The following is a 26349-nucleotide window of genomic DNA, read 5'->3' as shown; positions in this document are numbered from 1 at the left end:
GTTACGAAGGAGGATTTCATGTTGCAAGCATCCCGCCGCCCGGGCTTTCTGCGCAAAGTGAAACGGGATAAATATTTGCTGTTATTGCTGCTCCCATGCGTTCTGTATTACGTCATTTTTAAATACGTTCCCATCTTCGGCGTCTCGATCGCCTTCATGGATTACAATTTGTTCAAGGGCATCACCGAGAGCGATTGGGTCGGCTTCAAGTATTTCAATATGTTCTTTCATACCCCCGACTTTTGGCCCGTGCTGAGAAATACGTTTCTGCTCGGGTTCTATAAGCTGTTGTTCGGGTTTCCGGCTCCGATTATTTTGGCCCTGCTGATCAATGAGGTACGAAGATCCTTCATGAAGCGGTTCGTCCAGACCGTCAGCTATCTTCCCCATTTCATATCCAATGTGGTGGTGGCGGGTATCGCGGTCATGTTCCTGTCGCCTACCGGAGGGATGGTGAACCAGCTTCTGAGCGCCTTGGGTCTTGAACGCATTAATTTTCTGGTGGAGGCCTCCTGGTTCAGAACCATCTATGTAACGACGGACGTGTGGCAGCATATCGGCTGGGGGACCATTATTTATTTGGCGGCCTTGACGGCGATTGATCCGCAATTATACGAAGCCGCACGCATGGACGGGGCGAATCGCTGGAAGCAGACGCTGAACATAACGCTTCCCGGAATCGCACCGGCGATCGTCATCATTCTGATTCTGGATATCGGAAAAATTCTCGAGATCGGCTTTGAAAAAGTATATTTGCTTGCAACCCCGGCCACGTATGAAACCGCTGACATCATTTCCACCTATGTCTATCGCGTCGGTTTGACCCAAGGCAATTACAGTTACGCCACGGCAATTGATCTGTTTACCGGAATCATCAGCTTTATCTTCATCATTGCAGCCAACGGGTTCAGCCGCAGGGTCAGCGGCAGCAGCATCTGGTAGAGGGAGGAATGGAATGTGAAATGGAAGTGGAACTGGTTCGATGTCTTAAACGCATTGATTTTGCTCGGCGTAGTAACCGCATGTCTGTATCCGTTCATTTATATGCTGGCCGTCTCGCTCAGCGATTCGGCAGCGATTGCGTCAGGCACCGTATGGCTGTGGCCAAAAGGCTTTAATTTGGATATGTACCGGTATGTATTTGAAGATGGAAGGGTACTGAAGGGTTACAAAAATACCTTCATCTATGTCGTGCTGGGAACCGCGATTTCCCTGATGGTAACCGCGCTCGGCGCATACTCATTGTCCAAGACCAAAATGGTTATGGGCAAGCCGATTCTTATGATGATCGTGTTCACGATGTTTTTTAACGGCGGAATGATCCCGACGTTTCTTGTGGTCAAAGAGCTCGGCTTTGTCAATACGGTGTGGGGCATGGTTCTGCCAGGGGCCGTCGGCACCTGGAACCTGCTGATCATGAGAACCTTCTTCATGGGAATGCCGCAAGAGCTGGAGGAGTCGGGCAAAATCGACGGCTTATCCGAGGTCGGTATTTTCTTCCGGATCGTGCTGCCGCTTTCCAAGCCGGTGCTGGCGACGATCGGATTGTATTACGCCGTCGGCATGTGGAATAATTTTATGGGCCCGCTGCTTTATCTGCGGGATGCCGATATGCAGCCGCTTCAGGTCATCTTGAGAAACATCGTGCTATCCGGGCAATTCACGGGAACCGACGGCCCGGTGGTCGGCGATATCGTCGTCGTGGAGGATGGTCTGAAATTTGCCACCATCATGGTGTCCACCGTGCCGATCCTGCTGGTATACCCGTTCATCCAGAAATATTTCGTAAAAGGAGCGTTGATCGGCTCCGTTAAAGGTTAAACGGCCGGCACGGCCGCCTGCTAATTCCGGATCCAATGGGTTTTCCGGTAATCGCCGGGCGGCTGGCCGGTTAATTTTTTGAACATGCGGATAAAGGATGTGACATTACGATAGCCGATTTGCGCGCCAACTTCCTGGACCGGCATATTTGTCGTTACGAGAAGCTCCTTCGCTTTCCGGATGCGGATCGCATGTAGATGATCGCTGAAGTTGCTGCCGGTTTTTTCTTTAATATAGCCGGACAGATACGTCGGCGACATGTTGAGCTTATCCGCCAATAGCTCCAGTGATATTTCCTCGGAAATATGGTTTTCCATAAACTGGGCAATAAACTGAATGATATCGTAATTTTCTTCTCGCTTTCGTCGAATCGCTTCCGCTGCACGGGCAAGCTCGTTCAGCAGCGCCTGTTTGTAGTGTTCGGGAGTGACGCAATGCGCAAGCGGCCGATGATCGGATGGAAGCGGGCTTGATTCGATGTTCAGCAGCGCCATCGTTTTTCGGATACGACTGAGGACGGCAAGGGCGAAATGATGCAGCTGATCCGCCGTCGCGCCCCGGCGATGAAGCGAATCAAACGCCCGATCGATGAGCTGTTGGCAGCTGACTTCATTGCCTGCTTGCAGGATTACGTAAAATTCATGCTCCTGCTCAGCTGTAAAGCCGGTCACGTCCTCCCGCGGCGCCTTTTCCCATATAATCTGGGTTTCTTCGACCGGCATCGCTTGAAGCAGCAGCGACATCGCTTCCGTGTAGGCCTGATCGAAATGGGAAGTATGCTGGAACACGGACGACACGGCAATCGTAACCAGGTAAGTGCCTTGGTCTTGATCGAATATCCGCTTCAAACCGTTCAGGCAGGCGAGCAGACGCTCCGACCTTTCCTGCGTGTATACGATTGACAAGATCTCTTTGCTGTCCATTTGAAGCGTATGGGATAACGGAAAGGCCTCCTGCACTTGAAGGCTGATAATGTCTTTGATTTTGCCGGTGGCCTTGGTCAGCATTTCATCGAGCAGTTCCGAGGGAGTATGCCTGTACCTTAGCTGGAACACAACGATCATAAAGGCACCCTCGCTTACCGGCAGCTCAGCTGCGGCGGCTGCGTCAATGTTGATGTTTTTGAAGCGAGCCATATAATGATAGCTTGTCAGCAGAGGCTTGATATGGTCCATCCATGCCTTGATCTGCTTGCGTTCATGATGCAATCCCTGCAGATGGCTTGCGATCGCGTTGAATTCGGAAATGGTGCCCTCATAAAGGTGCTGTTCGGTTTTGCCAAGGCCCGTGATCATCCGCTTTAAAGGCCGGTTAATGTTGCGGGTAAAGAACCAGGATGCCAGCGTTCCGATCAGCAGCGTCGTGGCAAACAGCAGCGCCGCGATCCAATTCATGCGGCTGATGCTGCGGTTCAGCTCATTATGGGGAATGATGGATACATACGTAAGACCCGAGCGGTCCCCTTTTTCAAAAAAATAGTAATTCCCCTTGTCCTTAATCCATTCGAATGTTCCATTCCATGCAGGCAGCGGGGCATCCTTAGAGGATGGGGCGGATTGAAACAATGGCGTTCCGTCCTGATCAAGCAGCAGAAAGCGGGAGCCGGACATGCCTTTATAGGATTCATACCAGCTGTTCATATTGACCAATGCGATAATTTCCCATGGGCTTCCAGGGACATGGCTGACCAGCGGGAGCAGTTCCACCTCGCTGCTCTTGGGCTCAATGGTAAAGCCGCTGCTCGGAAGGGCCTGCAGGAAAGCGTCTGACCTGTCTGCATCCTTTATCCAAAACTCGTACGGATACTGCTCGCTGACGTAATAGTGCCTAAACATCCGGTCATCATCCACCATACCGTCGCTTTCCAGCAGAAATGAGTGGCTTCGATAGTAGATCATCACGTTCTGTAAATGATAAAACGGCTGCGTCACAATCGTGCGGATTTGATCCATCACCAAGTCCACCTGCAGGTAATCGATCGCCTGCTTGCCGCCTTTGTCGGCTTGCCGATTAATATTTCCCACGAATTCGTTGTGCTGAAGGCTGAGGAGCAGGCTTTTCCAAGTCGTATACTGTTTCTCGAAGCTGTCCACGGTATTCCGGATCAGCGTCAAATTGTATTTTACGATCTCGTTGTGGACATTCCGCGTATAAAACGTCATTGACCAGATGTTGTAGGAGGAAAGCAGGATGATGACGATCAGAAAATAAACGAGCATTTTAAAAAATAAGGAATGGACCGAAAAACGGGAGGTCAACCACTGCATGCCGCAATCTCCTTTATGTTTGAATCCGCTTACCTGTTATGTATCGTCATCCATTGTACAGGATCAACCATTCGGGATAAAGAGTTTTGAGCCCCAAAAGCTGCTGCAAGCTCAGAGCAAGTCCCGAAAAGGGACTTGCTTGCGCCAAAAGTAGCTCCAAACCCGGAGCAAGTCCCAAAAAGGGACGTGTGCGCACCAAAAGCAGGTTCAAGCCCGGAGCAAGTCCCGAAAAGGGACTTGCTGGCGCGAAAAGCAGCTCGAAACCCGGAGCAAGTTCCAAAAAGGGACGTTTGCGCACCAAAAGCAGGTCCAAGCCCGGAGCAAGTCCCAAAAAGGGACTTGCTAGCGGCAAAAGCAGGTCCAAGCCCGGAGCAAGTCCCGAAAAGGGACTTGCAGGCGCCAAAAGCAACTCCAAGCCCGGAGCAAGTCCCGAAAAGGGACTTGCTGGCGCCAAAAGCAGCTCCAAGCCCGGAGCAAGTCCCGGAAAGGGACTTGCTGGCGCCAAAAGCAGCTCCGGGCCCGGAGCAAGTCCCAAAAAGGGACGTGTGCGCACCAAAAGCAGGTCCAAGCCCGGAGCAAGTCCCAAAAAGGGACGTGTGAGCGCCAAAAGCAGCTCCAAGCCCGGAGCAAGTCCCGAAAAGGGACTTGCTGGCGCCAAAAGCAACTCCAAGCCCGGAGCAAGTCCCAAAAAGGGACTTGCAGGCGCCAATGTAAAGTTACCCTCCAAAGTCTCCCAAAAAAGTCCAACTAAAACGCCCACCCCCCCACTTATTCAACTTCAGACCCCAAACTGAGAGTTAGAAGGAGGCATCCCCTTGTACTGCTTATACAGCTTCGTGAAATAATTCAAAGAATAGAGCAAATGGAAGGGATTTCGGAGGGAAATATGCTATAATCCATATTTAGATGATATTGGAAATCTTTATTGCATAGGAGTGTAGCTATGAACATCCTTTGGGAGAACATTATCATTACATTGGTTGTGCTATTGTTGATTCTCGCTGTTATCGGATTTGTGATCGGATTTGTTGCTGTCAAAGTATTCAAAGCATTTTTAAAAAAATAACGATTTGTTTAACCTTTAATTTCCAATTATTCTCCAGAAGGAATCATACCTATATCAAATAGAGTGGAGAATCTGTGAACATTTTTAAGGTAAGCGTTTTAAAAACATGTTACAATAGCTTGGGTTTACTATATAAAGGTTGACAGGGGCAGCGGCGTCATTGAAACGCTCCCATGCAGCCCGCCTTGTTCCAGTCATGTTGATAGGAGGATTCGAGAATGAATATCCATGAATATCAAGGAAAACAAGTACTGAAGCAATATGGAGTCGCTGTTCCGAACGGCAAGGTTGCGTTTACGGTGGATGAAGCAGTGGAAGCTGCCAAATCCCTGGGAAGTCCCGTAACCGTTGTTAAAGCGCAGATCCACGCAGGCGGCCGCGGTAAAGCCGGCGGCGTCAAGGTGGCAAAGAGCCTTGAAGAGGTTCGCGCCTATGCCGAAGAAATTCTGGGCAAAGTGCTGGTGACTCACCAGACCGGTCCGGAAGGCAAGGAAGTCAAGCGCCTCCTTATTGAAGAAGGCTGCGATATTCGCAAAGAGTATTACATCGGTGTTGTTGTAGACCGCGCTACAGGGCGCGTCGTCATGATGGCATCCGAAGAAGGCGGTACGGAAATCGAAGAAGTTGCAGCGGCAACGCCTGAGAAAATTTTCAAGGAAGTCATCGATCCGGCTGTCGGACTTCAAACGTTCCAAGCGCGGAAACTGGCGTATTCCATTAATATTCCGAACGAGCTGGTCGGCAAAGCCGTCCAATTTATGCTGGCCTTGTACAAGGCGTTCGTGGAGAAGGACTGCTCGATCGCCGAGATTAATCCACTGGTCGTTACGGGCGACGGCAACGTCATGGCCCTTGACGCCAAGCTGAACTTTGACTCCAACGCGCTCTTCCGTCACAAGGATATTGTCGAGCTTCGCGACCTGGACGAAGAAGACGAGAAAGAAATCGAAGCATCGAAATACGACTTGAGTTACATAGCTCTGGACGGCAACATCGGCTGTATGGTTAACGGTGCCGGTCTTGCGATGGCTACCATGGACATCATCAAATACTATGGCGGCGATCCTGCCAACTTCCTTGACGTTGGGGGCGGTGCAACGACCGAGAAGGTTACCGAAGCCTTCAAGATCATTTTGTCCGATCCTCAAGTTAAGGGAATCTTCGTCAACATTTTCGGCGGCATCATGCGCTGCGACGTGATCGCTACCGGTGTAGTTGAAGCGGCGAAGCAGCTGGGCTTGACCCGTCCGCTTGTTGTACGCTTGGAAGGAACGAATGTTGACCTCGGCAAGAAGATTTTGGCCGAGTCCGGTCTTAACATCGTACCAGCTGATTCCATGGCCGACGGAGCACAGAAGATCGTCTCCCTCGTTCAGTAATAATTCATTCCTGAAGAGGCATGGCACCTAAGGACGCTCGACCGTCCGGCCGTGCGGTTGCTTTCATTTTCAAATAACAATAGGGGATGTGAATCAATCGTGAGTATTTTGATCGATAAAAATACAAAAGTTATCACACAAGGGATTACAGGTAAAACGGCTCTGTTCCATGCGAAAGGCGCCCTCGATTACGGTACGCAAATGGTCGGCGGAACCTCGCCGGGCAAAGGCGGCACGGAAGTGGAAATTACGCTGGAGAACGGAACTACCGTGAAGCTTCCGGTGTTTAACACCGTTGAGGAAGCGAAGGCGAAGACCGGCGCAACCGCAAGCGTAATCTATGTTCCGCCTGCATTTGCTGCCGATTCGATCATGGAAGCCGTTGATGCCGAGATGGAGCTTGTCATCTGCATCACGGAAGGCATTCCGGTGCTGGACATGGTGAAGGTTGCACGTTATATGGAAGGCAAGAAGACCCGCCTGATCGGGCCGAACTGTCCGGGTGTCATTACGCCGGGCGAATGCAAGATCGGGATTATGCCGGGCTACATCCATACGCCGGGCCATGTCGGCGTCGTATCGCGAAGCGGAACGCTGACCTATGAGGCGGTTCATCAGCTGACTGCACGCGGCATCGGACAATCGTCTGCCGTGGGAATCGGCGGAGACCCTGTTAAAGGCACCGAGTTTATCGATGTCTTGAAGCTGTTCAATGAGGATCCGAACACGAAAGCCGTTATCATGATCGGTGAAATCGGCGGTACGGCCGAGGAAGAAGCTGCCGAGTGGATCAAAGCCAACATGACCAAACCGGTTGTCGGCTTCATTGGCGGGGCAACTGCGCCTCCAGGCAAACGCATGGGCCATGCCGGCGCGATCATTTCCGGTGGCAAGGGGACAGCGAAAGAGAAGATTGCTGTACTCGAGGCTTGCGGCATTAAAGTTGCTCCGACACCGGCCGAAATGGGATCGACGCTTGTCAGTGTGCTTGAGGAGAAGGGCTTGCTTGAGGCTTGCACTACTCATTAATCGTATGAACGCGAGGCAGCTTTTTGCCTAATTGCGCAACCCAATATATTAAAATTAGGTAAGCAACCTTTTATGTCCTGATTTCAGGAGATGAAAGGTTGCTTTTTCTGTTTATTTTGAAGGAGGCGACTGGAATGAAGCTGGAGAGCGCGCTGCTGGCAGCATTGCATGAAAGTGAAGGCATCGGATGGAAATCGATTCACCGGATTATGATGCACGGCCAGCTGCATGAAGGCATGATTTCTTATGGTGTGAATGACTGGAGAAGCTGTGGATTGTCTGTCGAGCAGGCGAATAAATTGTCGAAACGGTTTCCGTCGAGCGTCGAACAATTGCTGGAGCGGATGTCAAATGCTGCGGGCGATAGCGCAGGGCATTCCCGAGGGGATGTATGGAAGTTGACAAACCGTTCCAAAATACGTATTATTACAGCCCTCGATGATCAATATCCCGAGCGGTTGAATTCAATGTCCGAGCCTCCTTGGGTAATCTATTCGATCGGCCGTGCGGAGCTTTTGAACCAGCCCGGCGTTGCCATGGTCGGGACCCGGATGCCGACTGCTTATGGCCGCAAGATGGCCGGCCTATTGGCCGAGGAGCTGACGCGGTACGGGCTGGCTGTCGTAAGCGGAATGGCCAGGGGAATTGACAGCGCCGCGCACGAGGCGGCTTTAACAAGCGGAGGAGCAACGATTGCGGTTCTCGGTGCGGGGATTGATGTCATCTATCCTGCAGAGCACCGGTCCTTGTATGAACGGATCGCAGAATCGGGATTGATTGTTTCCGAGTACCCTCCAGGCACGAAAGCCCACCCGGGATTTTTTCCGAGGAGAAACCGAATCATTGCCGGTTTGTCCCTTGGAACCGTAGTCGTGGAGGCGGATGCCCGCAGCGGATCGCTGATCACAGCAGATTATGCGCTGGAGGCCGGAAGGGATGTTTTCTCGGTTCCGGGACAAGTCACTTCTCCCAAGAGCCGGGGAACGCTTGCCCTCATTAAACAGGGGGCCAAGATGGTGACGGACGTCCAAGATATTATCGAGGAATATGATTCCTGGTTGCCAAACAGGGCTCCCAATACATACAATAAGGAGCGGCAGGCCCCTCATTCGAGCCTCCCCGGCATGGATTCCGGGTTGACAAACGATGAACGGCACGTTTACCATATGCTCGAACAGGGACCCGGGTCGCTTGATGAGTTGTTGGAGGGGACCCAGTGGGATTTTGGACATTTGCATTCAGTTCTGTTATCTTTAATCATAAAAAAGCAGATAACCCAATTACCCGGTGCTATATATAAGATCATATAATGGGAAAGTTGAATGTTGGAGAGGAGGATGAACCTGTGGCGGATTCACTCGTCATCGTAGAGTCGCCTGCCAAGGCGAAGACGATTGGCAAATATCTCGGCAGCAAATATATCGTGAAGGCTTCGATGGGTCATGTGCGCGATTTGCCGAAAAGCCAGATCGGGGTTGAGGTGGAAAACGACTTCAATCCGAAATACATTACGATCCGCGGAAAAGGTTCTGTCTTAAAGGAACTTAAGGATGCTAGCAAAAAGGTAAAGAAAGTATACCTCGCAGCTGACCCCGATCGCGAAGGGGAAGCCATCGCATGGCATCTTGCCCATGCTTTGGAGCTGGATGAATCTCAAAGCCTGCGGGTCGTATTTAACGAAATCACGAAGACGGCGGTCAAGGATGCCTTCAAGACGCCGCGCAAAATTAATATGGATCTCGTTAACGCCCAGCAGGCTCGGCGGATACTTGACCGTCTGGTGGGTTACAAGATCAGCCCTCTTTTATGGAAGAAAGTTAAGAAGGGGCTGTCGGCAGGACGCGTTCAATCCGTTGCGGTCAAGATCATTCTGGATCGCGAGAACGAAATCAGCGCATTCGTGCCGGAAGAATATTGGACGATCACGGCGAAGCTGGCCGTGAAGGGCTCTTCGTTTGAAGCGAAGTTTACGCAGCTGAACGGGGAGAAGAAGGAGCTGTCCAGCCAGGAGGACGTGAACGAGGTGCTTGCGGCGATTAAGGATGCCTCTTTCACGGTCGGCGAAGTCAAGGAACGCGAGCGTCAGCGTCATCCGTCGCCGCCGTTCACGACAAGCTCATTGCAGCAGGAAGCGGCGCGCAAGCTCGGTTTTCGGGCCGCGAAGACGATGTCGGTCGCCCAGCAGCTGTATGAGGGCGTGGAACTCGGCAAGGAAGGCACTGTCGGTTTGATTACGTACATGCGTACCGACTCTACCCGGATATCCGGTACCGCGCAAGACGAGGCGAAGGAGTACATTACGGAGAAATACGGAGAACCGTTCGTACCCGAAAGCCCTAGGCAGTATTCAAAGAAAGCGGCAAATGCACAGGATGCGCACGAAGCCATCCGGCCTACGTCCGTCCTTCGGGATCCGGAATCGGTGAAGCCGTACATGAGCCGTGATCAGCTTCGCTTGTATAAACTGATCTGGGAACGCTTTGTCGCCAGCCAGATGGCCTCTGCTGTACTGGATACGCTTTCTGTGGATATATCGGCAGGTACTGCCGTTTTTCGGGCTACCGGATCCAAGGTTCGCTTTCCGGGCTTCATGAAGGTCTATGTTGAGGGTAATGACGACGGGACGACCGAAGAGGATAAATACCTTCCGGAGCTGCATACGGGCGACAAGCTGGATAAACAGGATATCGAGCCGAAGCAGCACTTTACCCAGCCGCCTCCGCGTTACACCGAAGCGCGGCTTGTAAGGACGCTGGAGGAGCTTGGAATCGGACGGCCGAGTACTTACGCGCCAACGCTAGAAACGATCCAGAAGCGCGGCTACGTTGCCATTGAGGATAAGAAGTTTGTCCCGACGGAGCTGGGGGAGCTTGTCATCGAGCAGATGGAGCAATTTTTCCCCGAAATTCTGAATGTGGAATTTACGGCAAACATGGAGGAAGACCTGGACCATGTCGAGGAAGGCTCCGAGGATTGGGTCAAGGTGCTGTCGGAATTCTATAAATCATTCGAGAAGCGGCTTGAGGTTGCTGAGGAAGAAATGAAGGAAATCGAGATTGAAGACGAGGTTTCCGACGAGATTTGCGAGAAATGCGGCAAGCCATTGGTCTATAAGCTTGGACGATTCGGGAAGTTTTTGGCATGCTCCGGTTTTCCGGACTGCCGGAATACGAAGCCGATCGTCAAAGACATCGGCGTAACTTGTCCGAAGTGCAAGGAAGGCCATGTCGTGGAACGACGGAGCAAGAAGGGGCGTATCTTCTTCGGATGCGACCGCTATCCGGAATGCGATTTCGTATCCTGGGATAAACCTTCGCCTAAACCGTGTCCGAATTGCAGCAGCTTAATGGTAGAGAAGAAGAGCAAGCAGGGGGTCAAGCTTCAATGCACTTCCTGCGACTATTCCGAAATGGTTGAGGAACAGGACGAAGCAGCAGAGATGTAGGCATACAGGGGGTAATGACGTTGACAGACACACAGAGAGTAACGGTGATCGGGGCAGGCCTTGCCGGCAGTGAAGCGGCTTGGCAGATCGCAAGCCGCGGGATTCCCGTTACCTTATACGAAATGCGGCCGGTCGTGAAGACGCCGGCCCATCATACAGACAAGTTCGCAGAGCTGGTCTGCAGCAACTCGCTCCGGGCAAATACGTTGACCAATGCGGTCGGCGTTTTGAAGGAAGAGATGCGCATGTTGAACTCGCTCGTGATCGGTTCGGCGGACCGCAACGCCGTGCCGGCGGGCGGGGCGCTTGCGGTGGATCGTGACGGCTTCTCCGGCGAAATCACGGAGACGCTTCATCAGCATCCGTTAATTGAGGTAGTAAATGAAGAAATTCAGCATATACCTGAAGAAGGGATCGTTGTCATTGCGACAGGACCTTTGACCTCTCCCGCATTGTCGGCTCAAATCCGCGAGCTGATGGGCGAAGACTACTTCTACTTCTATGATGCGGCTGCACCGATCGTAGAGAAGGACTCCATTGATATGAGCAAGGTGTATCTTGCTTCCCGCTATGACAAAGGCGAGGCCGCCTACCTGAATTGCCCGATGACGGAAGAGGAATTCGATGCTTTCTACGATGCGCTGGTCAACGCCGAAGTTGCCCAGCTCAAAGAGTTTGAGAAGGAAATTTATTTCGAGGGCTGCATGCCGATCGAAGTCATGATGAAGCGGGGCAAGCAAACGGCTTTGTTCGGCCCAATGAAACCGGTCGGACTGGTGAACCCGCATACCGGCAAGCTTCCTTACGCCGTCGTTCAGCTCCGTCAGGATAATGCAGCCGGCACGCTGTACAATCTGGTAGGCTTCCAGACCCATCTGAAGTGGGGAGAGCAGAAGCGTATTATTTCGATGATCCCGGGGCTGGAAAATGCCGAGATCGTACGGTATGGCGTTATGCACCGCAATACGTTCGTCAATTCGCCGAAGCTGCTTCAGCAAACCTATCAGGTGAAGACGCGTCCGAATCTGTATCTCGCCGGACAGATGACGGGGGTCGAGGGCTACGTTGAGTCCGCCGCCTCCGGATTGATTGCAGGCATCAATGCGGCAAGAGCAGCGCGTGGACAAGAAGGGATTGTATTCCCGCAGGAATCGACGATCGGCAGCATGGCCTATTATATTACGCACGCCGATCCGGATAATTTCCAGCCGATGAACGCGAATTTCGGACTGCTGCCGAAGCTTGAGACCCGGATCCGGAATAAGAAAGAGAAGAATGAAGCTTTGGCTAATCGCGCTCTTGATCATATTCGCGAATTCATTTATGACAACCAACTGAATACGCTGTAACTTTTAAAAATAGGGGAGGTCCGCCATCATGGAAATGACTTTTCACGCTACGACGATCTGTGCAGTACGGCATAATGGCAAAGCAGCCATTGCCGGCGACGGCCAAGTCACGTTCGGAGAAAGTGTAGTCATGAAGCAGACCGCCAAAAAAGTGCGCCGTCTTTACCGGGGACAAGTTGTCGCCGGTTTTGCCGGTTCTGTGGCGGATGCGATTACGTTGTTTGAGAAATTTGAGGGCAAGCTGGAAGAGCATCATGGAAACCTGCAGCGCGCGGCCGTGGAGCTGGCCAAGGACTGGCGCCAGGATCGGGTGCTGCGGAAGCTGGAAGCTTTAATGATTGTGGTGGATAAGACAGGGATGCTGCTGATCTCCGGCGGGGGCGAAATTATTGAGCCCGACGACGATGTATTGGCGATCGGCTCGGGAGGTAACTTTGCGCTCTCGGCAGGACGTGCGCTGAAACGGCATGCATCGCATATGGAGGCCAAGGATATCGCGCGAGAGGCGCTTCAGATTGCTTCAGAGGTTTGCGTATATACGAACAGCAATATTATTGTAGAAGAGCTGTAATCATGCTTTACGGCAGCGTATAGCCATATCAGGGCGGGAGGTATTCACGGTGAATAAAGAATCTATGACTCCAAGACAAATTGTTTCCGAGTTGGATAAATATATTGTCGGCCAGAAGGAAGCGAAGAAATCTGTTGCGGTTGCGCTTCGCAATCGTTATCGGCGCAGCTTGCTGTCCGATGAGGAGCGCGATGAGATCGTTCCGAAAAACATCCTGATGATCGGTCCTACGGGCGTCGGCAAAACGGAAATTGCCCGGAGGCTTGCAAAACTGGTGAACGCTCCTTTTGTGAAGGTGGAGGCTACGAAGTTTACCGAGGTCGGGTATGTGGGACGCGACGTGGAATCGATGGTTCGCGACCTTGTGGAAACAGCAATTCGCATGGTGAAGCTGGAGCGCACGGAGAAGGTCAAGGATAAAGCGGAAGAGATGGCGAACGAGCGGATCGTGCAGCTGCTGGCCCCATCAACCAAAAGCCAGAAGAGCCAGCGCAATCCGTTTGAGATGCTGTTCGGAGGCAACAATCCGTCTCAGGCCGTAGAGGATGATGCGGAGGATAAAGACGAAAGCCTGAAGGAGAAACGGAGACAGATCCGGTTCAATCTGCTGTCCGGAAAGCTTGAGGATGAGACGATCGAAATCGATGTCGAGGACACCGCTCCGAATATGTTTGATATGTTCGCGGGGCAGGGGAATGATCAGATGGGCATGAATATGCAGGAGATGTTCGGCAGCCTGATGCCGAAGCGGACGAAGCGGCGCAAGCTGTCCGTTAAGGAAGCGAGAAAGGTGCTTACGCAAGAGGAGGCGGCCAAGCTGATAGATATGGATGATGTCATCCAGGAGTCCATCCGGCGTGCCGAACAATCGGGCATTATTTTCATCGATGAGATCGACAAGGTTGCCAGCCAAGGCCGCCAATCGGGACCGGATGTATCCAGGGAAGGCGTTCAGCGCGACATCCTGCCGATCGTGGAAGGCTCTACCATCATGACGAAGTACGGGCCGGTGAAGACGGATTTCGTGCTGTTTATCGCCGCAGGCGCTTTCCATATTGCGAAGCCGTCAGATCTGATTCCGGAGCTGCAGGGCCGCTTCCCGATCCGCGTGGAGCTGAACAGCTTGACGCTGGATGATTTTGTGTCCATTTTGACCGAACCGAAGAATGCGCTGACCAAGCAATATATCAATTTGCTGCGCACCGAAGAGCTCGAAGTGGAATTTTCCCCGGAGGCCATTCGGGAGATTGCCCAGATTGCTGCCTCAGTAAACCAAAACACTGAAAATATCGGCGCCCGCAGGCTCCATACCATACTGGAGAAGCTGCTGGAGGATCTGTCGTTTGAGGCGCCTGAGCTCACGCTGGAGCGCATGGTCATTACGCCCCAATATGTGAGAGAAAAGCTGGCCGGCATCGCCCAGGATCGGGATTTGAGCCAATATATTTTGTAATTCGGCAAAGAAGGCGCTCAGGTGTAAATGTTTGTCGATGCAAATGAAGTCCAAGATGTCGAAATATTTGCGTATGTTGGAAGCGATCAGGACCGAATTCGTAATTTTTTGTGAACAAGCGGACCTGCACCTGGACCTATACCTTGGGAAGAAAACTTTAAATTTTACAAAATCAGTATTGAGATTTGCAATATTTTAGAAAAAAACGAAACGAAAATGAATAAAAAGCCCTTATTCTTGGAAAAAGATAGGGCTTTTTTCTTATTGTAAAAAGTCCCAATCTTTAAGAAACTTAGTTTATGTGACATCATGCTGTCTTTTTCTACTTAAGACCTAGATTAGGGCGTACGGATTATGTTTTTTGTCGAAAAAAGAGGATTTAGCTAGGAAGAGTGGAATACTTTTCTGCAGGTCCAGTCAGGAGGAATGAGCTAGTGAATCTGTTGAACAATAGTTCCTTTCAGCGGCTTCAAGGCGGTTTGGACGCAGCGAATCTGAGAAACAGCGTCATTGCCAACAATATCGCCAACGCGGATACGCCTCATTTTAAGAGATCCGAAGTATCCTTCGAGAGTCTTTTGAAACAGGAGATGGAGGGAGCTCATCTTACGCTGCAAGGGAGAAGGACGGATCCAAGACATATACCGATCGGTCCAACCGGCAGCATTCCAAGCGCTTCGATTACGAATGACAGCAGCAGCTCTATGAACAACAACGAGAATAATGTCGATGCGGATCGGGAAATGGTGCTGCTCGCGGAGAACCAGCTCCGATACCATTCGTACATACAAGCGGTGAATGAGCAAATTCGCATGATGCGTACAGCGATTGAGGGGAGATAAGGTTCATGAATATTAGCAACGGCTTTTCGATCAATGCATCGGCCCTTACGGCCCAACGTCTTCGCATGGACGTCATTTCTTCGAACCTTGCCAATGCGGAAACGACAAGAGCCCGGATCGAGAATGGACAAGCGGTACCATACCGCCGCAAGACCGTAGTTCTTTCGCCGCAGAGCGAGTCGTTCGAAGGGATGCTTAGAGCCCAGATGAACGGGGAAACCGCGGGCCAAGGGGTAAGGGTGGCTGCCGTGAAGGAGGATTCATCTCCGCTTAAGCAGGTATACAACCCGACTCATCCGGACGCGAATGCCGAGGGATATGTCTATATGCCTAATGTCGACGTCACAAAAGAGATGGTGGATATGATCGCGGCTACCCGGTCCTATGAAGCCAATGTGACTGCCATTAATGCATCGAAAGCCATGATCATGAAGGCGCTGGAGATCGGCAGATAGTGTAGGGTAGGCGTTTAGATACAGAAAATTAGGAGGGGAAATCGATGATTCAAAACACAATGTTCCAAGCCTCGGGCGTTTCGCCCCTTCAAATGCGAGAGCAAGCCACGGTGGCAGAGAAGACTCCTGCCGAATCCATCCGCAGCTTCGGTTCGTATTTGAGTGATGCGTTGAACTCTGTTTCCGCACAGGAACAACAGGCTCATGTCATGAGCGACAAAATGATGATTGGACAAGTCAACGTGGATCAGGCGATGATATCCGCCCAGCAGGCACTGTTGAGCATACAGCTCACAACACAGGTCCGAAACAAAGTGGTAGAAGCCTATCAAGAGATCATGCGCACGCAAATCTAAATGTTTCTAGCAAAGTTTCGGATGGGGTGACGATGTGAACGAGAGAATCGCCCAATATCGGGATCGAGTGACCCAATATTGGAATCAATTTAGCAATAAGCAAAAAATAATGTTGACCGCTACTGTAGTCTTCGTACTGATTGCACTTGTTGTACTGACGATGCAGTTCTCCAAGACAAAGTACGAGGTGGCTTTCCGGGATTTGAATTCCAGTGATGCTGCCGGCATTATCAGCCACCTGGAATCGCAGAGTATTTCCTACAAGCTGAGCCCGGACGGACGAAGCATCTCCGTACCGAGCACCGAGGCGGCCAGAGTACAGATTGACGTCGGCTCACAGGGCCTGGTGCAAAACGGAACGATCGGCTTCGAAACGTTCGAGCAAAATGCATCCGCGATCGGCATGACCGATAATGAGTTCGAAGTGAAATATGTAAATGCACTGAACGGCGAGGTTGAGCGTCTGCTTGAGAAGATGCAGGGCGTCCAAGATGCCACCGTGCTGCTCAATCTGCCGAAAGAAAGCGTGTTTGCCAAGACCAACAATGAAGATCAGGCCAGCGCCTCCGTTGTCCTGCATTTTAAACCGGGATACCGGCCGAATCAGGAAGTGATCGACGGTTACTACAACCTGGTGAAGACGGCCATACCCAGCCTTCCGATCGAGAATATAACCATAACCAATGATGAAGTTGAACTTCTTGCCACGGCCAAGGGTGGTCAGGGCGGACTGATCGGCAGGGTTGAAGAGAACTTTGCACTGCAGAAAAAATTTGAAAGCGAAGTACGACAGAATGTGCAACAGTTCCTGTCCCAGTACATGGGGTCAAGCAAAGTGAACGTACTCGTTGCTTCCAAGCTGAATTTCGATCAGGTACAGAGCAAGGAAAATCTCGTAACCCCCGTTGATGAAGAAGAGATGAAGGGGATCGAGCTCAGCGTACAGGAAATTCAGAAGAATTATACCGGAACCAGCAGTCCTGCCGGCGGAGTTGCCGGTGTGGGCGAAGAAGCGGTTCCCGGGTATCCGAGCGATTCCGAGAGCGGACAGACAACGTCGGAAGAGACGTCGTCAACCATCAACTATGAAGTGAATCGCATTACAAAGGACATCATTGCGAGTCCATATACTGTTAAAGACTTAACCATTAATGTCGCAGTTGAACCACCTGCGGGCCAGCAAACGCTGGACGAAGACACCCGAACGGCGATCCAGAACATTCTCATCAACATTGTGAGAGCTTCGCTTGCCGATTCAGGTACTACCTATACAGACGCACAATTGCTTCAAAAAGTTTCGGTTAATTCGCAGGTATTTAATGTAAATCCGGATGTAAATTCGAAAACCGTTCTGTCCCAGCCGGTACTGTGGGGAATCGGCATAGCTGCATTGGCTTTGATCGCGGGAGGCACGTATTTCTTCATTCGCAAACGCAGAAGACAGCAGGAAGAATTCGAGGAAGATATTCCGCTTCCGCCGGTGACCGAATTCCCATCGATCAATCTTGAGAGTGTAACGAACGAGAGTCAGGTCCGAAAGCAGCTCGAAACGTTGGCGAAGAAAAAGCCGGATGAATTCGTGAATCTGCTGCGTACATGGCTGGCTGAGGAATAGAGGTGGAAGCATTGGTTAAGGGAAACAACCAACAATTATCCGGGCGCCAGAAAGCCGCTATACTGCTGATTACGCTGGGGCCGGAAGTCTCTGCACAAATATTCAAGCATTTGCGCGAAGACGAAATCGAGCAGCTGACGCTGGAGATTGCGAATGTGCGCAAGGTCGACAGCGGCGAGAAAGATAGCATCATTCAGGAGTTTCACCAAATTTGTCTTGCACAGGAATATATATCGCAAGGCGGCATTAATTACGCTAAAGAAATTTTGGAGAAAGCGCTCGGGCAGCAGAAGGCGATGGAGGTTATCAATCGCCTGACCGCAACGCTTCAGGTAAGGCCGTTTGATTTTGCCCGCAAGGCTGATCCGAGCCAGATCCTGAATTTCATTCAGAATGAAAACGCCCAAACCATCGCGCTTGTGCTCTCCTACCTGCAATACGACCAAGCATCGGCGATATTATCCTCGCTTCCTCAAGAGAAGCAGGCCGAGGTTGCCCGGCGGGTTGCGGTCATGGACAGCACGTCTCCGGAAGTTATCGCTCAGGTCGAGCGCGTGCTGGAGCAGAAGCTGTCGGCAACGGTGACCCAAGATTACACCAACGCAGGCGGCATCGAGTCGATCGTTCAAATATTGAACGGAGTCGACCGAGGCACGGAGCGGACGATCCTGGATTCGCTCGAAATACAGGATCCCGAGCTTGCCGAAGAAATCAAGAAGCGGATGTTTGTATTCGAGGATATCGTCAATGTCGACAATCGTTCGATCCAGCGCATCATTCGCGATGTCGAGAATGCGGATTTGCAGCTTGCGCTTAAGGTGGCAAGCGAGGAAGTCCGGGATGTTATTTTCCGCAATATGTCCAAGCGGATGGCGGAAACCTTCCGCGAAGAGATGGAGTACATGGGCCCTGTGCGGCTGCGTGACGTGGAGGAAGCTCAGACACGGATCGTAAGCACGATCCGAAGACTCGAAGAAGCGGGCGAGGTTATCATTGCCCGCGGCGGAGGAGATGACATTATTGTCTAACTTGATCAAACCGTCCCACTATACAACGATGGATGTCTTGAAAGAGTTGGATGTAGCGCATCGGTACGCCGCTCCTGCCGAAGAAGCGCAAGCGGAGCCGGCACCGCCCGCCGCTGCGCCGGCGGTCATGCACACGCTGGCCGAGGCCGAGCGGATCAAGAGCGAGATGCTGCGCGATGCCCAGGAATTTGCCGAACGGCAAATACGCGAGGCCTCCGAGGAAGCCCAGCGTCTGCTGGCTGAAGCCGAGCAGCAGATCGATGCTTGGTGGAAGGAACGAAGGCTGCAGGATGAGGATTTGTCCGAGACATTGAAGATAGAGGGCTTCAACCAAGGCTACTCCGAGGGAGCTGCCAAAGCCGAGCTGGAAATGAAGGAGCTGCTGGAGAAGGCAACGGCCGAAGCCAGCGAGCTTCTGCAGCTTGCCCACCGGGCAAAGGAAGATTTGATCCAGGAGGCTGAACCGTTTCTGGTCGAGCTAAGCTGCAGCATTGCCGAGAAAATACTCGATCATCAGCTGACGATTGAACCGGAGTTCACCTTGGAGCTGATTCGGAAGAATCTTGCGCGCAAACGGGAGAAAGGTTTGATTTCGCTCTGCGTTGCCCCTGAGCATTTTGAGTTTGTGTACGCGGCAAGAGAAGAGTTATCATTGGCGATCGATTCCCAGGCGGAGCTCCAAATCCTGCCGGATGCTACGGTGAAGGACCGAGGCTGCGTGATCCGCTCGTCTTTCGGAAGCGTGGATGCACGAATCGATACGCAGCTGGCGGAAATCAAGAAGGAACTGGTGCGCGTCGCCCTCGATGACGAAGAACGGAGAAATCAGGATGAAGAAGCTGAATAGCGCCCGGTATATCGAGCATTTAAAACATTTGGACCCGGTCCGCATCAACGGAAAAGTGACCCAAGTCATCGGCTTGATGGTAGAGTCCGAAGGCCCGGATGCGAGCATCGGGGACGTGTGCTATATCTATCCGACGAAGCAATCCAAGCCGCTGAAAGCCGAGGTTGTCGGCTTCAGAGACAACAAGGTACTGCTAATGCCGCTCGGTGAGCTTCATTCTGTAGGACCGGGATGCGATGTGGTGGGAACCGGGAAGCCGCTCAGCGTTCAGGTCGGTTCGGAACTGCTGGGCAAAGTGCTTGACGGATTGGGGCAGCCGTTAGACGGCTCGTTGATCCCGGCCCGTATGCCGCACTATTCAACCCATAACGTTCCGCAAAATCCGCTGAATCGTCCCAGAGTGAAGGAGCCGATCAGCATCGGGGTGAGAGCCATCGACGGCCTTCTCTCGATCGGGAAAGGACAACGGGTCGGCATATTTGCCGGTTCGGGCGTCGGGAAGAGTACGCTGATGGGAATGATCGCCCGTAATACGTCGGCCGACGTGAACGTGATCGCTTTAATCGGAGAACGCGGGCGCGAGGTGCTGGACTTCATCGAACGGGACCTCGGACCCGAAGGTCTGAAGCGTTCCGTCGTCATCGTAGCCACCTCGGACCAGCCGGCTCTGATCCGGATCAAGGGAGCTTTGATTGCGACGACGATTGCCGAATATTTTCGGGACCGCGGGCTGAATGTGATGCTAATGATGGACTCCGTGACCCGCTATGCAATGGCACAGCGCGAGGTCGGACTAGCCATCGGGGAGCCGCCGGCAATGAGAGGTTACACCCCTTCGGTCTTTGCAAGCCTTCCAAAGCTGCTTGAACGCGCTGGTACCGGACCGAACGGTTCCATTACGGCCTTCTATACGGTATTGGTGGACGGCGATGACATGAATGAGCCGATCGCCGATGCGGTGCGGGGGATTCTGGACGGTCATATCGTGCTGAACCGGAGCATCGCCAATAAGGGACATTTCCCTGCGATCGACGTGCTGGCCAGTATCAGCCGCGTGATGAAGGACATCGCTCCGGAGGAGCAGATTGAGGCTTCGGAAAACGTAAAACGCTTGATGGCCATATATAAGGACTCCGAGGATTTAATTAACATCGGGGCTTACCAACAGGGATCTAACGCCGACATCGACGAATCCATCGAGTACATTCATCGGATATGGGATTATACGAAGCAGAAAGTAAATGAAAAAACGACGCTCGCCGAGGTTCAGGAACGTCTGATTTCCGAATTTTCAAGGAGATGACTTTGAAGAATGAAATTTCAATACGCATTCCAGAAAATCGTAGACCTGAAGAGTAACGAGAAGACCCAGGCCGAATGGATGCTGTCGAGCGCCATCGGGAAGCTGCAGGCGGAGGAGAAAAGCCTGACCGAGCTGTACCGGATGCGAGAGCAAATGTATGCGGCCGAGCAGGAAGCCGTTACGCGGTGCGCGGCAATCGCCGAAATCCGCAATATTCAGAGCTATGCTCAGTACTTGGAGCAGTGTATTGAGCGGAAACGGAATGATATTCGGCTCGCCCATGTAAATGTTACGAAGAAGCAGGAGATTTTATCGGAAAAAATGCTGGATGAAAAAGTGTGGTTAAAAGCAAGAGACAAATCGCACGAGAAATTTCGGCATGAAAGTCTCCTTCGGGAACAAAACGAGCTGGACGAGCTGGCGACGGTACGTTTTGCGATCAAAGCCCGATAATGAATCCGTTGGCAGCCGGGTTAAGACCGCGAAGGAGGAATGAACGTGGCAAGAAAAGACATGCCGCTCGATAAGGAAGAATCAAGCGGTGGATTTGAACGGATTTTGCTGATTCTCGTACCGGCCATTTTTACGATCGTTCTTCTAGGGGCGCTTGCGATCTTCTTTAGAGCGGATGTTCGGGACGGCATGATCGATCTGGCGAACAAAATTCCGATTGTGAAGGATTGGGTTCCCGATCCGGTGCTGACGCCGGAAGAGCAGAAGCTGAAAGAAGCGAAGGAGCAGGAAGAAAGCGCCGAAGCGACGATCGTTGAGCTGAAGAAGCAGCTGGCGGAGCGCGAGGAGACGCTAAGCGAGGTCACCGAGCAGAAAGCCGCCCAGGAGAACAAAGTGAAAGAGCTGGAGAGCCAGATTGATTCGCTGCAGAACCAGAACACCGGAAGCCCGGAGCAGGAGGAAGATCCGTATACGAAACAAATCCGTGAGCTCGCCAAGCTGTATGCGGACATGAGTCCAAGCAAGGCTGCGCCGATCATGCAAAATTTGACCCTTGAGGAAATGGTGCTGATGCTGAGCCAGATGAAGAGCAGCAACCGGGTGGCGATCCTGGAGAAGATGGACCCAAAGACAGCGGCGGAAGCCACGATGATGCTGAAGGATGCCAAGCCCTCCGAGGACTTGGCGATCGCGGCGCTGCAATCCCGAATCAAGAAAAATGATACGGAAGCGGCAAGCAGCAAGACGAGCAGCAGCAACCTGGACAAAAATCAGCTGAATCAGACGTTTGCAGGCATGACGCCGACCAATGCGGCGGAGCTGCTGATGCAGACTTACAAAATCAGCCCGGCCAAGACCATGACCATCTTGAATACGGTCGATGACGCGACGCGTTCCAGAATTATGAACGCGATGTCCTCGAAAGACCCGGAGCTTGCAGCAAGAATACTGAATCGACTTATGGGCTCCAAATAAACATCAGATCCGCTTACGGTCTGAACTTTTCCGGTCGCACGGGAGAGGAGGTGAATAAGACGATGACGATGACAGTGCAAGGCATGTCCTCCACAATCAGCAGCTCTTCGGCAAGCGGCAAGACGAGCGCACAAGGCAGCTCACCAGCGGGCGCTTCATTTGATGCGACGTTGACATATCAGATGTCGAGCGCAGGCGGCGGCTCCTCTACAGCTGCTTCGGAGACAACGGTCAAGCTGGAAGGTTTGGTACAAGGCTTGCCGGCTGAAACAAATGAGGCGATTGAGGGATTGCTCGAAATGCTGCAAAGCCTGCTTGGGGAGCTGGATAAACTGGACCAGGCATTGGCGGAAGACCCTGCCTTGCTTGAAGAGCTGCAGAGCTGGCTTGCTCAAGCAAGCATGGTGCTAAACGGCGCCGGCGTCCAGGCCCAAGGATCCGATGGCAGCGCGGCAATGTCCCCGCTAGCCCAGCATACGGACACGGTACGTTTTGTAATCCAGGACACACTCACTCAGATAAAGGCCTTGATTAGCAGTGCCGGAAAGGTGAGTCCGGGAACGGAGACCGCGGTACACCAGCTGGTCCAGTCGTTCCACAGCTTGATGGGCAACAGCGCAGGCAATGTGAAGCAGGCAGCCGAGCATGTGAAACCTTCACATCAGGCGGCAAATGGTTCTGCACCTGCGACTGAGGCCAATGCAGCGGCAACCGCGACGGCTGGAAGAACACAGTCCACCAACGCAGCGCCGTCAGCTGGTCCGAATGCTGGCCTTCTGCCGAATGCTGGCCAAGGCGGAGAAGTCTCCGCTAAAGCGGCTGACTCGAATGGAAGCGGCGAACCATGGATGCCTGAACACGGCACCGTAACCGCCGGACAGCTAGCGCTTCGTTCAGGAACTCAGGTAGCGGTAAAACCTGCAGCCCCTCCGGTACCGGTCGAGCGGTTTGCTAGTGAAATGACTTCCTTCATTATAAACAAGCTCGAAATCGTAAAGCAGCAAGGCTTCACGGAAGCGAGAATATCGCTTAATCCAGAGCATTTAGGTCAGGTAGATATCAAATTAACGATGCAAAACGGACAGCTGATCGCTCAATTCATGACCGCTAAGGCGGATGCAAGAGAGCTGATCGACCAGCAAATGGCGCAGCTTCGCACAGCGCTCGTTGCTCAAGGTCTTCAAGTGGAGAAAATCGAGGTTACGCAAAGCAGTCAGCCTTCCACAGCCAATATGTATCAGGACGGACGACAGTCGGGCTCAGGTCAGCAGCAGTCCCAGCAGCGCTCGAAAGGGAAAGATACCCCTTCGGATGATGCCGTACTGGCTGCCAGCTTGACGGAAGAATGGCATGATTGGATTTCCGAGATGCAGGCCGATGAAGGACAAGCTGTTCAAGCCGGAACATTTACCGCGAAAGCTTAATTGCGAGGAGGTGAACACGAATGGCAACGAATCCAGTATCCACAAGCAACATGTGGCCGAACTATTCGAAAGGAAATGTCAGTAACAAAGGCGGTAAAGGGCAAGAGCTGGGAAAGGATCAGTTTCTAAGCATCCTGATTACACAGCTGCGGCACCAAGATCCGCTTCAGCCGATGCAGGACCGGGAATTTATCGCTCAGATGGCCCAATTCACCTCCCTTGAACAGCTGATGAACATCAACACGCAGTTAACGGCAATGAGTCAATCCCTAGGCTCGGCTTCAAGTCTGATCGGCAAAGAGATCAGCTGGATGGAAAAATCGGTCAATACCGATGATCTCACCTGGACGGAAACGCCGAAGGACGGTACGGATTCCCTAGTCATGAAGACCGGAATCGTGGAGTCGATTATTGTACGGGACGGCGTTCATTACGCCAAGGTTGGCAGCAGCGAAGTGCTGCTCAGCGATATATTGAGGGTTGAGAACCCGGCTGCCGAGCCCGAGGAGCCTAGTCAAGGAGGAGCTGAGGCCGGTGCGGCTGACGCGCTTGCTTCTGAACCGGCACCTGCCGACGTAGGAGATCCGGATTCCGGGCAATCGGATCAGGGCGAACCTTCGGCCGGAGGGAATGCGCCATGAGTGATCGAATGATGATCGGCCATTTATACCCCGGAAAATTGCATCCGGCCGCGCTATCGCCCGAGCGGCGAACGGTATCGGCTTCATCCGATGCGCCAAGGGGCAATTTCAAGGAGCTGTTAAATGAAAATCTGCTCCGCATCAGCAACCATGCCGCGAAGCGACTGGAGCAGCGGGGGATTGAAATCAAGGGTGACCAGCTCGTTCAAATCCAGAGCGCGATCGATAAAGCCGCAGCGAAAGGCAGTAAGGAATCACTGATTCTGATGAAGGATATGGCGCTCATTGTCAATATTCCGAACCGGACGGTGGTCACGGCGATGGATGGCAACGCCATGAAGGACAATGTGTTCACCCAGATCGACAGCGCAGTCATAATTTCATGATTTACTGGCTGGCCCGTCAGGAAGCCAGGCGGCCGCCGACCGACAGAAGCGGCCCATATAAGAAGGAGGATGAATCCCTGTGTTAAGATCCATGTACTCCGGTATTTCCGGGATGAGAGGCTTTCAGACCAAGCTGGACGTAATCGGCAACAATATTGCCAATGTCAATACCGTTGGATTTAAGGCTGGACGGGTAATGTTTAAAGATATTCTTAGCCAGACGGTGTCCGGCGTGACGCCGGGAACGGACGATCCGACAGGCGGCGTTAATGCCAAGCAGATCGGCCTTGGTGTAACGATCGGCTCGATCGATACCCTGCATACGCCGGGAAGCGCCATGGTCACCAACAACCCGACGGATTTACGCATCGACGGGGACGGATTTTTCATGGTCAAGCTGAGCGATGACCAGGAAGTTCCTTTCCTGACCCGTGCCGGCGATTTCCATGTCGACGTTGCGCGAAACCTTGTAACGTCTGACGGTTTCCTAGTGCTCGACTCCGGTGGCGAGCCGATCACGCTGGAAGACGACGTAACTGCGTTCACGATCGCTCAGAACGGTGCCATCATCCAGAAGATGAGTGACGGAACAACGGCTGAAGGCGCGATTATCGGGGTAGCGAAGGTGCCGAACCCTGAAGGTTTGGAGAAGATTGGCGGCAATCTGTATCGCGTGACATTGAACGCAGTGCCGGACGGAGACCTCGAGGCTGTCATGTTCGAAGGCAATAACGCAGAGGAAGGCACCGGTGCAATCATTTCGGGGCAGCTGGAAATGTCCAATGTGGACCTGACGGGCGAGTTCTCCGAGATGATCGTGGCACAGCGCGGCTTCCAGGCCAATTCACGGATCATCACCACCTCCGATGAAGTGCTCCAGGAAGTCGTTAATCTGAAACGATAAGGTTGGATCAGGGGGGGATCCTCCCTCCCTTTTATGAACAAGGAGGCAGCCCATGATATCGGTAACGAGGTTAAACGGGTCGCAGATGTGGCTTAACGCACTGCTGATCGAAATGGTTGAAGAGACTCCGGACACCTATATCACATTGATTAATGGAAAACGATTGATTGTGTTGGAAAGTGCAAATGACATCGTAGCTTCCATTAAAGCGTATCATCACGAGGTTGGCATTCATCAAGCAACCATTAAAGTGCAGCAAATGGAGGAACCTTCATGAAAAAGATGCTACCCTGGTTAATTACGATTTTGTTGTCCATCACATTGATCGTGCTTGCGATATTCTTGTTGTCCGACAAGCTGACGGAGGAACCGAAAACCGCTTCGGCCAGCGACAAGCCTGCCGCTGCGAATCTGTCGGCAGACGAGATCGTGGAGATGACATCGGAAATTACCGGCATTAAGACAAATCTGGCGGATCCACAGTACATTGCCCAGATGGCTTTTGCATTTCAGTTAAGCGACAAGAAAGCTAAGGCGGAATTCGACAAAATCAAGGAAATCAAGATCAAACCGATCATTATCAAGACGTTAGCCGACACGGAGCCCGAGCTGTTAAACGATTCGAAGGGCCGTGAACAGTTTACTGCCAAGCTGCAGAATCTGATCAACAAGTCGTTAACGTCCGGCAGATTGATTCAAATCGATATGACCGATGTGCTGATCGCCGGAATCTAGACTGT

General features: G+C 52.3%; 25 protein-coding genes. 24 read left to right on the top strand and 1 reads right to left on the bottom strand.

Annotated elements, in window-relative coordinates; translation table 11 throughout:
* Nucleotides 1–18: 18 nt before the first annotated feature.
* Complete coding sequence (locus NST08_RS19100; protein WP_341032983.1) at nucleotides 19–942, top strand: ABC transporter permease; 924 nt, start codon at nucleotides 19–21, stop codon at nucleotides 940–942.
* 15 nt (nucleotides 943–957) lie between these two features.
* Nucleotides 958–1821, top strand: coding sequence for a carbohydrate ABC transporter permease (locus NST08_RS19095; protein WP_251537516.1), 864 nt, complete (start codon nucleotides 958–960; stop codon nucleotides 1819–1821).
* A gap of 20 nt (nucleotides 1822–1841) precedes the next feature.
* On the opposite strand, the gene NST08_RS19090 is transcribed toward NST08_RS19095, so the two are convergent.
* Nucleotides 1842–4088 (bottom strand): helix-turn-helix domain-containing protein, encoded by a 2247-nt coding sequence (locus NST08_RS19090; RefSeq protein ID WP_341032984.1) that lies wholly within the window; start codon nucleotides 4086–4088, stop codon nucleotides 1842–1844.
* A 1284-nt stretch (nucleotides 4089–5372) separates the two neighbouring features.
* On the opposite strand from NST08_RS19090, the gene sucC reads away from it, so the two are divergent.
* The 22 genes from sucC (at nucleotide 5373) to NST08_RS18980 (ending at nucleotide 26344) form a co-directional block, all read left to right on the top strand.
* Nucleotides 5373–6533, top strand: a complete 1161-nt coding sequence (sucC, locus tag NST08_RS19085; protein ID WP_028405690.1) for an ADP-forming succinate--CoA ligase subunit beta — start codon at nucleotides 5373–5375, stop codon at nucleotides 6531–6533.
* Between the two features lie 99 nt (nucleotides 6534–6632).
* The gene (gene sucD / locus NST08_RS19080; protein WP_007128767.1) at nucleotides 6633–7562 is read left to right on the top strand and encodes a succinate--CoA ligase subunit alpha; all 930 of its coding nucleotides are present in this window, start codon (nucleotides 6633–6635) and stop codon (nucleotides 7560–7562) included.
* 134 nt (nucleotides 7563–7696) lie between these two features.
* Nucleotides 7697–8872 carry a DNA-processing protein DprA gene (gene dprA / locus NST08_RS19075; RefSeq protein WP_007128766.1) on the top strand — a complete coding sequence of 392 codons (1176 nt, stop codon included), beginning with the start codon at nucleotides 7697–7699 and terminating at the stop codon, nucleotides 8870–8872.
* Nucleotides 8873–8907: 35 nt separating this feature from the next.
* Nucleotides 8908–11007 carry a type I DNA topoisomerase gene (gene topA, locus NST08_RS19070; protein ID WP_341032986.1) on the top strand — a complete coding sequence of 700 codons (2100 nt, stop codon included), beginning with the start codon at nucleotides 8908–8910 and terminating at the stop codon, nucleotides 11005–11007.
* 14 nt (nucleotides 11008–11021) lie between these two features.
* Nucleotides 11022–12356 carry an FADH(2)-oxidizing methylenetetrahydrofolate--tRNA-(uracil(54)-C(5))-methyltransferase TrmFO gene (gene trmFO / locus NST08_RS19065; protein ID WP_379401403.1) on the top strand — a complete coding sequence of 445 codons (1335 nt, stop codon included), beginning with the start codon at nucleotides 11022–11024 and terminating at the stop codon, nucleotides 12354–12356.
* Nucleotides 12357–12384: 28 nt separating this feature from the next.
* Complete coding sequence (hslV, locus tag NST08_RS19060; RefSeq protein WP_007128763.1) at nucleotides 12385–12927, top strand: ATP-dependent protease subunit HslV; 543 nt, start codon at nucleotides 12385–12387, stop codon at nucleotides 12925–12927.
* A 49-nt stretch (nucleotides 12928–12976) separates the two neighbouring features.
* The gene (gene hslU / locus NST08_RS19055) at nucleotides 12977–14380 is read left to right on the top strand and encodes an ATP-dependent protease ATPase subunit HslU (RefSeq protein WP_007128762.1); all 1404 of its coding nucleotides are present in this window, start codon (nucleotides 12977–12979) and stop codon (nucleotides 14378–14380) included.
* Nucleotides 14381–14814: 434 nt separating this feature from the next.
* Nucleotides 14815–15222: a flagellar basal body rod protein FlgB gene (gene flgB, locus NST08_RS19050; protein WP_007128761.1), complete on the top strand. Its 408-nt coding sequence runs from the start codon at nucleotides 14815–14817 to the stop codon at nucleotides 15220–15222.
* A 5-nt stretch (nucleotides 15223–15227) separates the two neighbouring features.
* Nucleotides 15228–15677 carry a flagellar basal body rod protein FlgC gene (gene flgC / locus NST08_RS19045; RefSeq protein ID WP_007128760.1) on the top strand — a complete coding sequence of 150 codons (450 nt, stop codon included), beginning with the start codon at nucleotides 15228–15230 and terminating at the stop codon, nucleotides 15675–15677.
* Nucleotides 15678–15721: 44 nt separating this feature from the next.
* Nucleotides 15722–16033, top strand: coding sequence for a flagellar hook-basal body complex protein FliE (fliE, locus tag NST08_RS19040; protein WP_007128759.1), 312 nt, complete (start codon nucleotides 15722–15724; stop codon nucleotides 16031–16033).
* A 34-nt stretch (nucleotides 16034–16067) separates the two neighbouring features.
* Complete coding sequence (fliF, locus tag NST08_RS19035) at nucleotides 16068–17648, top strand: flagellar basal-body MS-ring/collar protein FliF (protein ID WP_007128758.1); 1581 nt, start codon at nucleotides 16068–16070, stop codon at nucleotides 17646–17648.
* A gap of 11 nt (nucleotides 17649–17659) precedes the next feature.
* Nucleotides 17660–18676 carry a flagellar motor switch protein FliG gene (fliG, locus tag NST08_RS19030; RefSeq protein ID WP_007128757.1) on the top strand — a complete coding sequence of 339 codons (1017 nt, stop codon included), beginning with the start codon at nucleotides 17660–17662 and terminating at the stop codon, nucleotides 18674–18676.
* Nucleotides 18669–19523: a FliH/SctL family protein gene (locus tag NST08_RS19025; protein WP_040738187.1), complete on the top strand. Its 855-nt coding sequence runs from the start codon at nucleotides 18669–18671 to the stop codon at nucleotides 19521–19523. Before fliG ends, NST08_RS19025 begins: the two co-directional genes overlap by 8 nt.
* Complete coding sequence (gene fliI, locus NST08_RS19020) at nucleotides 19507–20826, top strand: flagellar protein export ATPase FliI (protein WP_007128755.1); 1320 nt, start codon at nucleotides 19507–19509, stop codon at nucleotides 20824–20826. Before NST08_RS19025 ends, fliI begins: the two co-directional genes overlap by 17 nt.
* A gap of 9 nt (nucleotides 20827–20835) precedes the next feature.
* The gene (gene fliJ, locus NST08_RS19015) at nucleotides 20836–21279 is read left to right on the top strand and encodes a flagellar export protein FliJ (protein WP_007128754.1); all 444 of its coding nucleotides are present in this window, start codon (nucleotides 20836–20838) and stop codon (nucleotides 21277–21279) included.
* 39 nt (nucleotides 21280–21318) lie between these two features.
* Complete coding sequence (locus NST08_RS19010) at nucleotides 21319–22254, top strand: MotE family protein (protein ID WP_100085182.1); 936 nt, start codon at nucleotides 21319–21321, stop codon at nucleotides 22252–22254.
* Between the two features lie 62 nt (nucleotides 22255–22316).
* Nucleotides 22317–23678, top strand: a complete 1362-nt coding sequence (locus NST08_RS19005) for a flagellar hook-length control protein FliK (RefSeq protein WP_007128752.1) — start codon at nucleotides 22317–22319, stop codon at nucleotides 23676–23678.
* A 20-nt stretch (nucleotides 23679–23698) separates the two neighbouring features.
* The gene (locus NST08_RS19000) at nucleotides 23699–24319 is read left to right on the top strand and encodes a flagellar hook capping FlgD N-terminal domain-containing protein (RefSeq protein WP_007128751.1); all 621 of its coding nucleotides are present in this window, start codon (nucleotides 23699–23701) and stop codon (nucleotides 24317–24319) included.
* Nucleotides 24316–24705, top strand: coding sequence for a TIGR02530 family flagellar biosynthesis protein (locus tag NST08_RS18995; protein WP_007128750.1), 390 nt, complete (start codon nucleotides 24316–24318; stop codon nucleotides 24703–24705). The genes NST08_RS19000 and NST08_RS18995 overlap by 4 nt, the downstream gene beginning before the upstream one ends.
* A gap of 79 nt (nucleotides 24706–24784) precedes the next feature.
* Nucleotides 24785–25609 (top strand): flagellar basal body rod protein FlgG, encoded by an 825-nt coding sequence (flgG, locus tag NST08_RS18990; RefSeq protein ID WP_007128749.1) that lies wholly within the window; start codon nucleotides 24785–24787, stop codon nucleotides 25607–25609.
* Nucleotides 25610–25661: 52 nt separating this feature from the next.
* Nucleotides 25662–25886 carry a flagellar FlbD family protein gene (locus NST08_RS18985; protein ID WP_007128748.1) on the top strand — a complete coding sequence of 75 codons (225 nt, stop codon included), beginning with the start codon at nucleotides 25662–25664 and terminating at the stop codon, nucleotides 25884–25886.
* Nucleotides 25883–26344, top strand: a complete 462-nt coding sequence (locus NST08_RS18980) for a flagellar basal body-associated FliL family protein (RefSeq protein ID WP_007128747.1) — start codon at nucleotides 25883–25885, stop codon at nucleotides 26342–26344. The genes NST08_RS18985 and NST08_RS18980 overlap by 4 nt, the downstream gene beginning before the upstream one ends.
* The last annotated feature ends 5 nt before the right edge of the window (nucleotides 26345–26349 follow it).

The sequence above is a fragment of the Paenibacillus sp. FSL K6-1566 genome (genome assembly GCF_038050475.1).
GTDB lineage: Bacteria > Bacillota > Bacilli > Paenibacillales > Paenibacillaceae > Paenibacillus_AQ > Paenibacillus_AQ lactis.
This window is presented reverse-complemented; position numbering and strand designations above follow the sequence as displayed.